The sequence below is a fragment of the Haloarcula sp. Atlit-120R genome, from assembly GCF_003665885.1.
GTDB lineage: Archaea > Halobacteriota > Halobacteria > Halobacteriales > Haloarculaceae > Haloarcula > Haloarcula taiwanensis.
Genome location: NZ_QPLN01000002.1, coordinates 606,462 through 621,151 on the forward strand (window position 1 = coordinate 606,462; position 14,690 = coordinate 621,151).

Sequence of the window (14,690 nt, forward strand, 5' to 3'; positions counted from 1 at the left end):
CTCTATGGCCTGCTTGTCCAATTGGATTGTGGTACGGGACTCGAAAGCACCCCTGTCCGGGCAGTTGAGCTAGCCGCCCTCGAAGAGGCGGTCGAGTAACCGGGTGAAGCGGTCCGACAGGCGGTCCGAGGCCGTGGGGTCGACCGCCGCGAGCAGTTCGACAGTCGAGTCCGGCCGGCAGAGCGCCAGCGTCACTCGTCCCTCGCTCCGGCGCTTCTCGACGATATCGTGCTCGGTCAGGCTGCTGAGATGGTGTTCGAGCGTACTCCGCGCGATGTCGAGGTGGTCAGCCACCTCCTCGGGGCGAGCGGTTTCGCACTCCATGAGCGCGACGAGAATATCTCTCGCCGTCTCCCGCTGGAAGAAGGCGATGGCGTGGCGTTCCCAGGGGTCGAACGACGTCGTGTAGTAGTGTGTCCGTCCGTTGACCGACTCGCTGTGTACGCGGTCGAGCCGAGCCAGATGGTACTGTACCTGTCCTGTTGCGAGGTCCAGCGCCCGCGTTAGCTCTCGGAAGTGGACACCTGGATTGGACTTGATATGCTGGTAAATCCGCGCTCTGGTATCGTTCATAACCCCTCCTCGTCGAGGCGCTTCTCGACTGTTCGCGCGTAGTACACTGCACCGAGGACGAGGGCGACGAAGAGGGTATCGAGCACGTGTTCGAGGAAGTGGTGTGTCGGTCCCGAGACCAGCGAGAACCCCGACAGCAACGCGACGAGCGGGCGGGCAAACAGCGCGGTGAGCGCGAGCGAAATCAACAGATACGCACGCGTCCCGCGCTGTCGGTACGCGGCCAGGGCGAGCCCACACAGGACTGCTCCGGCCACAGCAGAGAGGACAACGACGGCGGCGATGTCCCAGCTCCCGGTGCCGAGGTGGCCCCAAGTACTGAGCAGTTGCATCAGATATCCACTTCGGAGCCACGACGCCTCAGTCGTTCGGTTTTGCGCGACTTTTTTATCGGACCGCTGAGATGTGGCGGTATGGACTGCATCGGCTTCATCTGCGAGCCTGAACACCCGGTGTTCGGTGCCGTCGCAGAGCGGCTCTCCGCCCGGGGGTTCGATGTCCAGTTTCTCCGCCCCGGAAATCCGGTGGCCAAAGCCGATATCGACGACCTGGCTGCGCTTGTCAACACGACGCTTCGGCCCGAGTCGTTCAGCGCACTGTGGTACGCTGACAGAACCGGTACCGAGACGTGGAACGGCTTCCTGCCGACGACGGCGCTCGCCTGTCGGCTCGTTGCCCTGCACGGACTGGAGCAGGTCGGCTGTCGGGTCCCGGCCGTCTGGTTCGAGAAGCCAGACTGTGACTACACTGCCCGGACTCGGTACTCGTGGGACGGTGTGCCAGCGGACAGCGACGAGGGCGATTTCTATCAGGCCTGTGTTCGGGAGGAACCGGTCGAGTACAAGTACTTCGCCGTCAATGATGGCCGCGAGACGCACCTGCGGGCGATTCGGGTCCGGTCGGAGGTCACCGGGCTGGACCGCGTCGTCAGCGAGGAGACCGTCGAGGTGACGCTCGCGGCCCGGGTCCGGGAGCTGCTGGACCGCTTCGGCGCGCGCGCACTCAGCGTCGAGTTCGTCGAGGGCGAGTCGAAAGTCTACGCACAGGCCGTCGACCCCGTTCCGGGATTCACCGGGACTGGTATGGAACGCCGCGTCGCCGACTCCATTGCCTCGTTGACGACGATTGGTGCCTGAGCGGGCGGTGGCGCCGGACACATTCGACACTGTCTCCCTGTTATCAAGGCACAAGACTCTACAGGCGCACCGACGTGGTAGCGACCGGAGCTTCACATGAGCACGTTCGTTCATCTCATTGCGGACTACGGCCCGGCTGACCCGGCCTTCTCGGAGGTCGTCCACCGTCTCACTGCCGCCGACCCGACGATGACTGTCCAGTCGAGCGAGGTACAGCCGTTTTCGACGGTCGCCACCGGCTTCTGGATCGCGCAGCTCGGTGTCCACAACCCCGCCTTCGACGACCTGCTGATTTACTCGAACACGGCACCGCGAACGACGGAATCAACGCCAGAACGGGCCGATACCGGCGGCCCACTGTGCTATCTCGAACTGGACAACGGCGTTCCTGTCGTTGCCGTCGACGCCGGCTACAACCTCTCGTTTGTCGCCGACCACGCCACGACCGTCCGCGAGGTCGAACTGCCGGCCGACACCGGCCAGTTCCGATCACGAGACCTGTTCCCGCGTCGCGTCGCCGAGATAGCCAACGGGGACCGCTCGTCGCTGGGCGCGGAGCGGTCGCTTGCGGACGTGCCGGCCCCGCCCGAGTCCGTAGTCTGTCACGTCGACGGCTACGGGAACGTCAAGACCTCGATTCGGACCTCGGTGTTTGACCCGGGAAGCGACACGGTCGTCGTCGAACTCAACGGCGAGTCCCGTGAGGTCGTCGTCAGAGAGGCCGTGTCGGACGTTCCGGAGGGGTCCCTCGCTATCGTCCCGGGGTCGGCCGGCGGTGGCGACCCGTATCAGGAGCTGTTCCTGCGCGGCGGCTCCGCGGCGGCGGCCTTTGGCCAGCCGGAGTCGGGCGACGAACTCACAGTCCAGTCGGTGCGGGATTGAACCCTCGCTGGCACACGGCACGGTGCGGACCCGCTCCGGTCGGTGTGCCAGCGGCTCACCACCCTTCGGGGAGTTTATTAGCGCCCTGGGCCAGGACACACCTAATGAGTGGCGAGCAGGAACTCGGTATCACCGAGAGCAAGGAGCATTCACCCGGCGAGTGGTACGCCGAGGTCGTCCAGAAGGCAGGCCTCGCGGACTACGCCCCCATGGGCGGGTTCATTGTCACGCGTCCACGCGGCTACGCTATCTGGGAGCGTATCCAGAACAACCTCGACGGCTGGTTCAAAGACACCGGCGTCCAGAACGCATATTTCCCGCTTTTCATCCCTGAGAGCTATCTGGAGAAAGAGAAGGACGTGGTCGAGGGGTTCGACCCCGAGGTCGCGTGGGTGACCCACGGCGGCCACGACGAACTCGAAGAGCGTCTCGCTGTCCGGCCTACCAGCGAGTCTATCATCGCGCCGTTCATGGCGCAGTGGACCCGCTCGCACCGAGACCTCCCGATGCGGCTGAACCAGTGGTGTTCGGTCGTCCGGTGGGAGGCCACCGAGACCAAGCCGTTCTTCCGCACCAAGGAGTTCCTCTGGCAGGAGGGCCACACCGCCCACGCCGACGAGGACGGCGCGTGGGAGGAGACGATGACCCGGCTGGACCAGTACGCCCGCCTCTACGAGGAGGTCATGGCGATGCCGCCGCTGAAGGGCCGCAAGCCGCCCCACGACAAGTTCCCCGGGGCGCACACGACGACGACCATCGAGACGCTGATGCCCGACGGCAAGACCGTGCAGGCGGCCACCTCCCACTACCTCGGGACCTCCTTCGGCGAGGCCTTCGACATCACCTACGCCGACGCCGACGAGGAGGAGAACACCGCCCACACCACCTCCTGGGGGCTGTCCTGGCGCGCGATGGGCGCGCTCATCATGACCCACTCCGACGACCAGGGGCTCGTGCTCCCGCCCGCGCTCGCCCCCGACCAGGTCGTCGTCGTCCCCATCTGGCAGGAGGACAACAAGGACGAGGTCGTCGACTACGCCGCGGACCTCGCCGCAGAACTCGACGAGGCCGGCGTCCGCGTCGAACTCGACGACCGCGAACATCGCAATCCCGGCTTCAAGTACAACGAACACGAACTCCACGGCGTCCCGCTCCGCGTCGAAATCGGCCCCCACGAGGTCGAGGACGGCGAGGCGACGCTCGTCCACCGCCCCGACGGCGAGAACGCGACCGTCGACCGCGACGGCATCGCCGAGACGGTCGAGGAGCACCTCGACACCGTCCACGCGAAGCTCTACGCCGACGCCGAGGAGACGCTGGAGGGCGAAATCCGCGAGGCTGAGTCCCGCGAGGAGATTCTGGGGACCATCGGCCAGCACGGCGGCTACGTCAAGTGTGGCTGGTGTGGCGACGAGGACTGCGAGGAGCCCATCAAGGACGCTATCGCGGCCGAAATCGTGATGGTCCCGCTGGACCGCGACGAGGAGCCGATTCACGACGAGTGTGCCATCTGCGGCGAGGAGGCCGAGGAGACGGCGTACTTCGCCAAGAGTTACTGACTAGGCGGTTCAGTTGCGTCTTCCGGCACCTCATCCAGAAACGCGTCGGCTTCGGCGCGGCCCGTTTCCATGAGCTCCTCGATGAACCGAGGGTCGCGGTCGCGTTTCGAGGCCGCTGTCAGCGTCGTATCAAGCACCAGTCGACGTATTTCCACGTGTTTGAAAGCCTCCGGGAGATACCCCTTTTCGACCCAGTCGTTGACTTTCCGGACGAAGAACAGTTCCTGATTCAGCGAGAGATTCCCGGCTAGTTCCTGCCGACGGTCGGTGATCTCTGCCAGCGATGTCGGACGGTCGTTGCGGGTCTGTGGCTCGATCTGGATGACCCAGATCTCGTCCGGTTTCGGTCGGTCGCTGGTCAGGAACTCCCGGATCGGTGGGTTCTGTGAGAACAGGCCGTCCCAGTGCCAGTGACTGTTCAGTTCGACAGCTTTGTACAGCAGCGGGAACGCGGCCGAGGCAAGCACTGCCTTCGACGTGGCGGTAGCATCGGTGAACGTCTCGAACACGCCGCTGTTGACGGTGACCGTGCCGATGGTTACGTGTGGCGGTGCCTCGTCGGTGAGGTTGTCGAACTCGTCGAACGCGATGTGGCGGTCAGCAGTGACAGGTACCAGTCGTGGCCGACCGCGCCAGGCGTCGCGTAGGGCGAGATATCGGCCGCGGGGAGCATCCGGTTCTGCAGTCGCTTGTGCCACACGAGAGATTCGTTCAGCAGGAATGAGGGCGGTGTTGTTGCGGCGACATCACACCAGACATCCTCGAGTAGCTCCCCGGCATGGCCGGGGCCTTCACTGAGCAGGCCGTACCAGGCCGTGACCGCACACAGAGCACCGCCGGAGGTGCCACTCAATCCCACGAGATTGTACTCGGTGTCGACCGCTGGCAGGAGTCGTTGCAGCGCACCGGCGGTAAACGCACTGTGGCTGCCGCCGCCCTGACAGGCGATGGCGACGCTGGGGCCATGACCAGACATGGTTTAATTCATATACGAAGAGCTTGCATAGATAACTGCCGGCCCACCGATACTGCCGGCTGTGTGCCCGTGAAATATGTTGCTACCGAGAGGTGGCACGTCTCTTCATGACGGCACAGCCAGTAGTATGAAGGAAGGATGGGGTCGGGGAGCGTGTGACATTTTCCTCCGTGCCCCCGATGACCACTGCTGGCCCTATGTATATAAATCGCCGTCAGACTAGGGTCATACAAACGCCAAACGGCGAACAGATACCGTCGTGGGAACTACGATTCAGCCGACCGCTTGCGACGGCAACGGGACCTCGACAGCCCCGTGATGGTCGAGCAGTCGGCACGGGCAATCGGAGATAGCTGGCAACTTCTTGAACGGCGGATTCATCGCAGTGACCGAGCATATTAAGACCTTATATATTCCTCAGGTGGTGGAATCGACAGATATCCGGAACCAACACGGTTATATCACGGCCCATGTTATCGACTGGCATGGAAGACGTGTTTGTCGGACGGATTATGTCATCGCCAGTCACCACTGTTGCCGCCGATGCGAACGCGAAAGCGGTCGCCAAGCGGATGCTCGACGAAAGCATCAGTTCTGTTGTTGTCGTCGACGCTGACGGAGAGTTGCGGGGGATTCTCACCTCCACAGACTTCGTCGAGATCGCCGCGGAGGGCGGCGATACGACGGGGCTAGCCGTATCTGACTACATGACGACGGACCTGGTTACAGTAACAGCAAACGACTCCGTCGAGGCGGCCGCAAGTCTGATGCTGGACCATACTGTCCACCATCTCCCGGTCGTCGACGAGGCGGAAGGTGTCGTCGGAATGCTGACTACAACTGACATGACGGCATACGTTTCGGGCATCGAGCAGTCATCTGCACCCGTGCTCGGTTGAACACCGTGTAAACCGACATCCATCGGACAACGGTTTATAAATGATGATACAGTTCAAACAATCATGATGAATATATACTCCCTAATGTGGGGTTAAACAACACTAATACCATTAGGATTACCCTCTTATAGTGGCATCCCCAGTCGTGAAACACATGGTTGAGCGACAGACAGGTCTCTCTGCAGGCGACGCCGGGCTTGCAGATCCCACGGACGAACGGTCGAACTGTGGTGTCGGGGTCGTCATGGACCTCGACGGCGACAGCGACCACTGGGTTGTATCGGACGGACTCGAACTCCTCGACAACCTCGAACATCGAGGGACAACAGGGGCCGAGCAAGATACGGGCGACGGGGCGGGCATCATGCTCCAGATTCCACACGAGTTTTTCACTGCCGAAGTCGACGCCGACCTGCCGCCCGCTGGCGAGTACGCCGTTGGCACGCTCTTTCTCCCGCAGGACGACGAAGTCGCCGACAGTCTGAAAGACCTCGTTGAGACGGAACTCGCCGCTGAGGGTCTCGATGTCATTGACTGGCGCGACGTTCCCACGGACAACAGCGACCTCGGCGCGACGGCGCTTGAATCCGAGCCGGACATCGTCCAGTTCTTCGTCACCTCCGCGACGGGCAAGACCGGCGACGCCTTCGAGAACCAGCTGTACGTCGGCCGCCGGGCGCTCGAAAACACTGTCGAGGAAGAGAAACCGGCGGGCCACGAGCGGTTCTACGTCGTCTCCCTCGCCACCGACGTCGTCGTCTACAAGGGCCTGCTCAAGGCCGAACAGCTCGAAGACTATTACCCTGACCTCGAAGACGAGCGGATGCAGTCGACGTTTGCGATGGTCCACGCCCGGTTCTCGACGAACACGCTGGGCGCGTGGCATCTCGCGCACCCGTATCGGCGCGTCATCCACAACGGCGAGTTCAACACGATTCAGGGGAACATCAACTGGATGCGCGCTCGGGAGACTGACATCCAGAGCGACGAGTTCGAGGGCGACTTAGAGAAGATCAAGCCCATCATCGACGACCCCGAGCAGTCAGACACCGCGAGCGTCGACAACGCGCTCGAACTCCTGCTTCAGGGCGGCCGCGACCTCCCCCACGCTCTGCGGATGCTCATCCCCGAAGCCTGGCGCGGCGAGATGAACGACGTGACCGGCGACCGGCGCGACTTCTACGACTACCACGCCTCGCTGGTCGAGCCGTGGGACGGCCCGGCGCTCGTCGCCGCGACCGACGGCGACCGTATCGGTGCGGTGCTAGACCGGAACGGCCTCCGCCCCTGCCGTTACGACGTACTTGAGGACAACACGCTCGTGATGTCCTCGGAAGCCGGCGCGCTGGAACACGACGCCAGCGAGATTCAAGAGCGCGGCCGCCTCCAGCCGGGCCAGTGCTTCCTCGCCGACCCCGAGGAGGGACGGGTCATCCCCGACGCGGAAGTCTTCGACGACATCACCGACGACAAGTACGGCGAGTGGGTCGCCCAGGAGCAGGTCGACATCGACGACGTGGCCGACCGCGAGGACAACGCGCCCCGGAATCCATCGGACGCGCTCCGGAGCCACCAGGCGATGTACGGCTACACCTACGACGAGGTCGACCACCTCATCGAGCCGATGGCCGAGAAGGGCAAAGACCCCGTCGGCTCCATGGGCGATGACACGCCGCTATCGGTGCTGTCGCAGTTCAACCGCCCGCTTTTCACCTACTTCAAGCAGCTGTTCGCCCAGGTGACGAATCCGCCGCTTGACTACATCCGCGAGGAACTCGTCACCTCACTGGAGTCTCGCCTGGGCCATCAGCGAAACATCCTCGACGAGAGCCAGGACCACGCCCGCCAGCTTGTCCTGGACTCGCCGATCCTCACCGACGAGGAGACGGCGTGCATCAAGGACCTGGACGAAAACGGCATGTCCACGAAGGTCATCGACATCACCTACGAGAAGGGCGGTGACCTCCGCCAGGCCGTCGAGGACGTGCGGGCCGAGGCCGACGCCGCCGCCAAGGAGCACGACGTCCTCGTGCTCTCCGACCGTGGCGCGGACGAGGACCGCGTGCCGATACCGAGCCTGCTGGCAGTCGGTGGCGTCCACCACCACCTCGTCCGCAACGGCCTCCGCAACCACGTCGGGCTCGTCGTCGAGTCCGGCGACCCGCGAGCCGTCCACCACTTTGCGACGCTCATCGGCTACGGGGCCGGTGCCGTCAACCCCTACCTAGCCTACCAGACCATCGAGGACCTGGTGGCCGGCCCGGACGGCGCGGACCTCCCCGACGCCATCGACGCCTACATCACCGCCGTCGAGGACGGCCTCCTGAAGACGATGGCCAAGATGGGCATCTCCACGGTCGAGTCCTACCAGGGTGCCCAGATCTTCGAGGCCGTCGGCCTCTCTTCGGACTTCGTCGCCGAGTACTTCGAGGGGACGACCTGCCGGACCGAGGGCATCGGCATCGAGGAAATCGAGGACGACCTCACCCAGCGCCACGAGGTCGCCTGGAGCGAGGAGGAACCCGACATGCCCCGCCAGGGCGAGTACGAGTTCCGCTCGAACGGCATCCACCACCAGTGGAACCCCAACACGGTCGGCAAGATTCAGCAGGCCGTCCGGATGGGCGACTACGACACGTACAAGGAGTTCGCCGAGCTGGTCAACGACCAGAACGAGGAGCTCCAGACCCTGCGTGGGCTGCTCGAGTTCGATTCCGATCGCGAGTCCATCCCCATCGAGGACGTGGAACCGGTCGAGGACATCGTCGAGCGCTTCGAGACCGCGGCGATGTCGCTCGGGTCGCTGTCGCCCGAGATGCACGAGAACAACGCCATCGCCATGAACCGGCTCGGGGCCAACGCCAACACCGGCGAGGGCGGCGAGCCGCCCGAGCGGTTCGACACCGAGAAGGAGTGTACGACCAAGCAGGTCGCCTCCGGTCGCTTCGGCGTCACCTCGGATTACCTCGCGTCGGCCGACGAACTCCAGATCAAGATGGCCCAGGGCTCCAAGCCCGGCGAGGGCGGCCACCTGCCCGGCAAGAAGGTCAACGAGATGATCGCCCACGTCCGGTACGCGACGCCGGGCGTCGGCCTTATCTCGCCGCCGCCGCTGCACGACATCTACTCCATCGAAGACCTGAAACAGCTCATCCACGACCTCAAGGCCTCGAACCCGGAGGCGGACATCAACGTCAAACTGGTCTCCGAGGACGGCATCGGGACCATCGCGGCCGGCGTCGCCAAGGCCAACGCCGACGTGGTCCACATCTCGGGCCACGACGGCGGCACCGGCGCGTCGCCCAAGACCTCCATCAAGAACGCCGGCCTCCCGTGGGAACTCGGCGTCTCGGAGGCCAACCAGATGCTCCGGGCCACCGGCCTGCGCTCGCGCATCAAGGTGACCACCGACGGCGGCATGAAGACCGGCCGCGACGTGGCCGTCGCCGCCCTGCTCGGTGCCGAGGGGTACACCTTCGGGACCGCCTCGATGGTCACCTCCGGCTGCGTGATGGCCCGGCAGTGCCACGAGAACACCTGTCCAGTCGGCATCGCCACCCAGAACGAGAACCTCCGCGAGCGGTTCCCCGGCGAGCCACAGCACGTCATCAACTACATGACGTTCGTGGCCCAGGAACTCCGGGAGATCATGGCCGAACTCGGCTTCGAGACGATCGACGAGATGATCGGTCGGCCGGGCGTGCTGGCACAGCGCGACGACGTGTCCCAGCCGAAGGCCCAGAAGCTCGACCTCTCGTCTGTCATCGCAGAGCCGGCCGACAACGACGGCCGCTACAAGCAACGCGAGCAGACCCACGAGGTCGACGAGCAACTCGACTGGGACCTCATCGACGCCGCCGAGGACGCCATCTACCAGGGCGACCCGGTCGCCATCGACGCCGACATCACCAACGTCGACCGCGCGGTCGGGGCGACGCTCTCGAACCGCATCTCCCGCGAGCACGCAAGCGACGGCCTCGCGGACGACACCATCCGGGTCGACTTCGACGGCACGGCCGGCCAGTCCTTCGGCGCGTTCCTCGCACAGGGCGTGACGATGGAGCTGACCGGGACGGCCAACGACTACGTCGGCAAGGGGCTCTCTGGCGGGAAGCTCGTTCTGAAAACGCCGGACAACGCTCCCTTCGACCCGACCGAGAACATCGTCATCGGCAACGTCGCGCTGTACGGCGCGACCCAGGGCGAGGCCTACGTCAACGGGATGGCCGGCGAGCGCTTCGCCGTCCGCAACTCCGGGGTCAAAGGCGTCGTCGAGGGCGTCGGCGACCACGGCTGTGAGTACATGACTGGCGGTGCCATCGTCGTGCTGGGCGAGACGGGCAAGAACTTCGCGGCCGGCATGTCCGGCGGCGTCGCCTACGTTTACGACCCCAACGGCGAGTTCGAAACGAAGGCAAACACCGGTATGGTGTCCCTGTCCGACACGCTGGAGGGTAAGGACCGCCAGATGATTACCCGACTCGTCGAAAACCACGCCGCCTACACCGACTCAGACCGAGCGGCGGAACTGCTTGAGGACTGGGACGCCGAACTGGAGAACTTCACGAAGGTGATGCCCGACGCCTACGCCGAGGTCATCAGCGACCGTGAGCGAGACGACGTGCGCAACGAACCGCCGGCCAAGGCCGCGCCGAGCGCTGAAGCCGCTGAGGCTGACTTCATCGCCTCCACCGACGACTGAAGCGCCGCCGGTCGGCACTTTCGTCCACGCAGTCGCCATCGCTACTTTTCTTGTGATCGCGTTTCGAAGGAGCTCCAGCAGCCGCGATGTGAGGCCGTGGCACGCAACCGCTGGCTCTATAGCTGTCGGGCCAAAGTGCTGGACATGGTCCCCGTACAACCACCCGCCGTATCACATCGGAGCACAGCATGAGTGACATCCCCGGTCCCGATCCCGATTCCGGGTCGGACATCGACGTCGACGTCGGCCGCGGCCTCCGCATCGCCGCCAGTGTCGTTGTCGCCCTCGCCGTCGTAACGGCGCTGTTTGGCGGCTATCACCAGGTTCCCGAAGGCCACGTCGGCGTCCAGAAATCGTTCGGTGCGGTAACCGGCGCTGAACTCCAGCCGGGCGCACACATTATTGTGCCTGTCAAGGACACCGTCCAGGACGTGGAGATCCGGCCACGGACCTACACCATGGCCAACACCGAGGGCGAAGGCGACAGAGCGGCACAATCCGACGCCGTGACGGTCCAGACGATCAACGGAACGACGGTCGATATCGACATCACTGTCCGGTACAAGGTGGACGAAGCAGACGCGTCAGGGTTCGTTATTCAGTGGCGGACCGTCGAACAGGCAGAAGAACGACTTATCCGACCGTCCGTCCGGTCGCAACTCCGCGACGAGGCTGCCGGTATCCAGACAAGTGAGATATACACCAGCAGCGGCCGCGAGCGGCTTGGCGAGGCAGCACAGCAGAAACTTAAATCTGCGTTCGAGGGCGAAGCGCTCGTCCTCGAAGAGGTGCAGGTCCGTGACGTCGACCTCCCGGACTCGTACGATCAGGCGCTCAACGACAAAGAAATTGCAAAGCAACGCGTCGAAGAGAAGAAATTCGAGATTCAACAGGCCGAACGCGAAAAGGAACGACAGGAGATTCGGGCCGAAGCCGACGCCCGGGTCATCGAAATCCGCGGTGAGGCGCTGCGGGACAATCCGGTCGTGCTGAAACAGCAGTACGTCCAGAGCATCGACGACTCGGATAAGATCATTCTGGCGACTGACGACGAAGGGACACCGATCATCCTGCAGACTGGCAGGCACAGCGGTGGAAACACTTCCAGTGCCGATACTGGGTTCTCGACAAACGTGACGAACGCGACGGGCGGCAACTGACTGCAGACGCGAGGGTACGCCTCGTTTCGTATTTTATTTCGCTGTGTCACCTGTCGTAGAGGACGACCATCCGTGCACAGCATGGTAGCGATATCGGGACAGGCCGTGCAGAGTCCCTGCCGAATCAGGCCGTTAACTGCTGTCGAATAATAACCGCGTTTGATGGGGTGTGCACAACTCGGACGGTCACTGTGTCGCCCGGCCGCAAGTCACAGTCCCCGCCTGCGATCCGGAAAACGATCACGTCTCCGGGGCGGAACTCATCTGTGACCAGTGCCCCGGTAGTATCGGCACCGCGTTCCGTGAGCGAGCCAGTGCTCTCGTCGAAGATATCGTCGCCCTCGATATTGTCACCCTGTGGCCGATCGCCGGATTTCGCTGGGAGATTGACTAACCGCCCGTGCTTTTCAGTTCCGTCGCCGCCACAGTCAGCACTGACAGCCACTTCAATCTCCGAGACACGAATGACATCCCCGGCAACGTGTGTGATACGGACGATGCCTCCGCCGAACCCATCCTGTGGGGTAAACGCACCGTCGGATTGGCCGACCACGGGCGCTGTGTCATCCAACTTCTCTGCGAGGCCAAGCGTCGCCGCTGACAGCACTGCTGTGAGAACGACAGTGACCGCCACGAGGAGGATAACCGAAATCACCGAAGAGACAGCACGGGACTGATCTGTCACTGGGCCTGCTACTGTCTGGGTATACAAAAATATCCGCAACAGGAGCGCTACGAGATGTCGTCCTGAACCATACATGGCCGCCCCTCCCGCCCTGTTCTTCAGCGGGGCATCGGTCGTGATGTATCTCCAGCCAAACACTTGGCGTCAACTGTCGGACCCGCGGCAGACGCCCACGGTGAGCCACACTGTTTTGCGGATTCCGTCCGAGCACGGTGTATGGACAGTGTCCTCGTCATCGGCGGTGGGCGGTTCATCGGCCGGCACACAGTCACAGAGTTCCGAAACGCAGGCTACGACGTGACGATGCTCACCCGCGGCCAGCACCCGAACCCGTTCGCTGACACCGATGTCGCCCACATCGAGGGCGACCGAAACGACCGGGAGAGACTTGAAACCGCACGCGAGCGGGTCGACCCGGACGCTGTCGTCGACTGCGTCGCGTACTTCCCGCGCGACGTGCGAGAAGCGACCGACGTGTTCGCCGACGCCGAGGCGTACGTCTACGTCTCCAGCGGCGCGGCCTACGGCGTCGAGCGGACGCCCAAGCGGGAGGGCGAGACGCCGCTCGCGGGCTGTACCGACGCGCAGGCGACGACCGACAGCCGCGAGACTTACGGCCCGCGGAAAGCCGAGGGTGACCGCGAGGTATTCGCCGCCGCGGCCGACGGCGTGCGGGCGATGAGCGTCCGGCCGACCGTGGTGTACGGCCCCCACGACTACACCGAACGGTTCGCCTACTGGGTGGACCGCGTGGCCGAGTACGACCGAATCGTCGTCCCGAGCGACGGGCTCAGTCTCTGGCAGATGGCCTACGTCGAGGACGTGGCAAGTGCGCTCCGCCTCGTCGCGGAACGAGGGACGGCCGGCGAGGCGTACAACGTCGGCGACGAGCACGCGCCGACGCTCCGTGAGTGGGTCGACCTGCTCGCCGGCGTACACGAGACGGACGTTGAGACAATCGGCGTCGGCGAGCGTGAACTCGCGACCGCGGGGCTGGAGCCAGACGACTTCCCTATGTACCGCGATTCGCCGCATCTGCTATCGACGGCCAAGCTCCGCGACATAGGCTGGTCGTCGACGCCGCATGAGACGGCACTGGCCGTGACCGTCGCTGAACATCGGGAGAACGACCGAACCGGCCGCGAGTTCGGCCCTGACCGGGACACGGAGACTGCGCTCATCGACCGTCTGACCGAGTGACCGCTACGCTCGACGCAGCCGTCGTGTGCTTGACCTCGTAGTCCTCCAGGAACGCGCCGTAGCCGCCGACGGTGATGCGTTCGCGCCCGGTGTCGACGACCAGCGAGTTCTCGAAGCCGAAGTCGCTGTCGTGCGGCTCGGCGAGGTTCTGCCGGACATCGACGATCAAGCCGGTCATCACCTTGAAATCGGCGTCGGACCCCGTCGCCCGGGCGTAGAGGTCGGCGACGAGAGCGTCGCCGGCCCGGAGCGCGAGCGCGGTCGTGAACACGACTGTGCGGAACATGTCGTACCGGACCGGGAGCGAGGGGGCCGCGAGACCAGCACCTCCTCGCCGATGGGCCAGTAGTTGCCCAGGTAGGACCCGACGAGCACCGCCGCGACGGCCTCCTGTGTGAACGTTATCGCGTTCGTCTCGTCGTGGTCCCAGCTGGGTATCGTCGCCCGACAGGGTCAGGAGCACGAGGATGCCACGCTCGCGGGCACGGCGGAGCGTGTCGCGGATGTCGGGGAGCAGGTCGGCCGGGACCTGGAGCACGACCTCGCAGTCGGCGGCCTCGATGTGCCGTTTCAGGCGCTTGATGATGGTTGGTCTGGACTTGCTGACCTCGAAAGAGTGGTCGCCGGGCGAGCCGTCCTCGTACCGGGTCTGGACTGCTGTTTCGAGCGTGTCGAGTTCGCGTTTCAGCGCGTCGAAGGTCTCGAAGGAGCTAATCGCCACCTGCGTCATCTGGCCCGCCTTCTGTCCCAGCGTGAGGTCGTCGACGAGCGACCCGGTGTCCGGTTGCGCCGCGGCGGTGCCAACACCCGCGCCGGTCGCGGCCGCCGCGCCGGCTACCCCGGTCGCCTTCAGAAATGTCCGCCGAGACGCCCGCATGCCGTCGTCAGTCGTGCCACTCCCATGACAACCCCACCCAA

At 64.3% G+C, this 14,690-nt stretch carries 10 protein-coding genes and 2 pseudogenes; 7 read left to right on the forward strand and 5 right to left on the reverse strand.

Features of this window, described 5'->3' with window-relative positions; translation table 11 throughout:
- Window positions 1–69: 69 nt before the first annotated feature.
- Together DVK01_RS10415 and DVK01_RS10420 are read right to left on the reverse strand one after the other, a co-directional pair.
- Complete coding sequence (locus tag DVK01_RS10415) at window positions 70–573, reverse strand: helix-turn-helix domain-containing protein (RefSeq protein WP_101349572.1); 504 nt, start codon at window positions 571–573, stop codon at window positions 70–72.
- Window positions 570–905, reverse strand: a complete 336-nt coding sequence (locus tag DVK01_RS10420; protein ID WP_121536593.1) for a hypothetical protein — start codon at window positions 903–905, stop codon at window positions 570–572. Before DVK01_RS10420 ends, DVK01_RS10415 begins: the two co-directional genes overlap by 4 nt.
- A gap of 81 nt (window positions 906–986) precedes the next feature.
- Between DVK01_RS10420 and DVK01_RS10425 the strand changes: the two genes are divergently transcribed.
- The 3 genes from DVK01_RS10425 to proS all read left to right on the forward strand — a co-directional run bounded on the left by DVK01_RS10425 (window position 987) and on the right by proS (window position 4,150).
- Window positions 987–1,709, forward strand: a complete 723-nt coding sequence (locus DVK01_RS10425) for a hypothetical protein (RefSeq protein WP_121536595.1) — start codon at window positions 987–989, stop codon at window positions 1,707–1,709.
- Between the two features lie 96 nt (window positions 1,710–1,805).
- A complete protein-coding gene (locus tag DVK01_RS10430) occupies window positions 1,806–2,591 on the forward strand; it encodes an S-adenosyl-l-methionine hydroxide adenosyltransferase family protein (protein ID WP_101349575.1) in 786 nt (261 codons plus the stop codon).
- A gap of 104 nt (window positions 2,592–2,695) precedes the next feature.
- Entirely contained in the window at window positions 2,696–4,150 is a 1,455-nt protein-coding gene (gene proS / locus DVK01_RS10435) for a proline--tRNA ligase (RefSeq protein ID WP_121536597.1), read from the forward strand.
- On the opposite strand, the pseudogene DVK01_RS22985 reads toward proS, so the two are convergent.
- Window positions 4,144–5,126: pseudogene (locus tag DVK01_RS22985) on the reverse strand (patatin-like phospholipase family protein). The gene proS and the pseudogene DVK01_RS22985 sit on opposite strands and share 7 nt — an antisense overlap.
- A 485-nt stretch (window positions 5,127–5,611) precedes the next feature.
- On the opposite strand from DVK01_RS22985, the gene DVK01_RS10445 reads away from it, so the two are divergent.
- From DVK01_RS10445 to DVK01_RS10455, 3 genes are all read left to right on the forward strand, one after another.
- The gene (locus DVK01_RS10445) at window positions 5,612–6,025 is read left to right on the forward strand and encodes a CBS domain-containing protein (RefSeq protein WP_121536599.1); all 414 of its coding nucleotides are present in this window, start codon (window positions 5,612–5,614) and stop codon (window positions 6,023–6,025) included.
- Window positions 6,026–6,179: 154 nt separating this feature from the next.
- A complete protein-coding gene (gene gltB, locus DVK01_RS10450) occupies window positions 6,180–10,727 on the forward strand; it encodes a glutamate synthase large subunit (protein ID WP_101349578.1) in 4,548 nt (1,515 codons plus the stop codon).
- A 188-nt stretch (window positions 10,728–10,915) separates the two neighbouring features.
- Complete coding sequence (locus DVK01_RS10455) at window positions 10,916–11,887, forward strand: prohibitin family protein (RefSeq protein WP_121536601.1); 972 nt, start codon at window positions 10,916–10,918, stop codon at window positions 11,885–11,887.
- 124 nt (window positions 11,888–12,011) lie between these two features.
- On the opposite strand, the gene DVK01_RS10460 is transcribed toward DVK01_RS10455, so the two are convergent.
- A complete protein-coding gene (locus DVK01_RS10460; protein ID WP_232794524.1) occupies window positions 12,012–12,572 on the reverse strand; it encodes a type IV pilin in 561 nt (186 codons plus the stop codon).
- Window positions 12,573–12,788: 216 nt separating this feature from the next.
- On the opposite strand from DVK01_RS10460, the gene DVK01_RS10465 reads away from it, so the two are divergent.
- Window positions 12,789–13,772, forward strand: coding sequence for an NAD-dependent epimerase/dehydratase family protein (locus tag DVK01_RS10465; protein WP_101349581.1), 984 nt, complete (start codon window positions 12,789–12,791; stop codon window positions 13,770–13,772).
- On the opposite strand, the pseudogene DVK01_RS22990 reads toward DVK01_RS10465, so the two are convergent.
- Window positions 13,750–14,649: pseudogene (locus DVK01_RS22990) on the reverse strand (TrmB family transcriptional regulator sugar-binding domain-containing protein). The gene DVK01_RS10465 and the pseudogene DVK01_RS22990 sit on opposite strands and share 23 nt — an antisense overlap.
- Window positions 14,650–14,690 lie beyond the last annotated feature (41 nt).

Bases quoted from the DNA above. Each gene is read 5' to 3' on its own strand.
- DVK01_RS10425 (WP_121536595.1), top strand. From the start codon at position 987: ATGGACTGCATCGGCTTCATCTGCGAGCCTGAACACCCGGTGTTCGGT.
- DVK01_RS10445 (WP_121536599.1), top strand. From the start codon at position 5,612: ATGGAAGACGTGTTTGTCGGACGGATTATGTCATCGCCAGTCACCACT.
- proS (WP_121536597.1), top strand. From the start codon at position 2,696: ATGAGTGGCGAGCAGGAACTCGGTATCACCGAGAGCAAGGAGCATTCA.
- DVK01_RS10455 (WP_121536601.1), top strand. From the start codon at position 10,916: ATGAGTGACATCCCCGGTCCCGATCCCGATTCCGGGTCGGACATCGAC.
- DVK01_RS10420 (WP_121536593.1), bottom strand. From the start codon at position 905: ATGCAACTGCTCAGTACTTGGGGCCACCTCGGCACCGGGAGCTGGGAC.
- DVK01_RS10465 (WP_101349581.1), top strand. From the start codon at position 12,789: ATGGACAGTGTCCTCGTCATCGGCGGTGGGCGGTTCATCGGCCGGCAC.
- gltB (WP_101349578.1), top strand. From the start codon at position 6,180: ATGGTTGAGCGACAGACAGGTCTCTCTGCAGGCGACGCCGGGCTTGCA.
- DVK01_RS10415 (WP_101349572.1), bottom strand. From the start codon at position 573: ATGAACGATACCAGAGCGCGGATTTACCAGCATATCAAGTCCAATCCA.
- DVK01_RS10430 (WP_101349575.1), top strand. From the start codon at position 1,806: ATGAGCACGTTCGTTCATCTCATTGCGGACTACGGCCCGGCTGACCCG.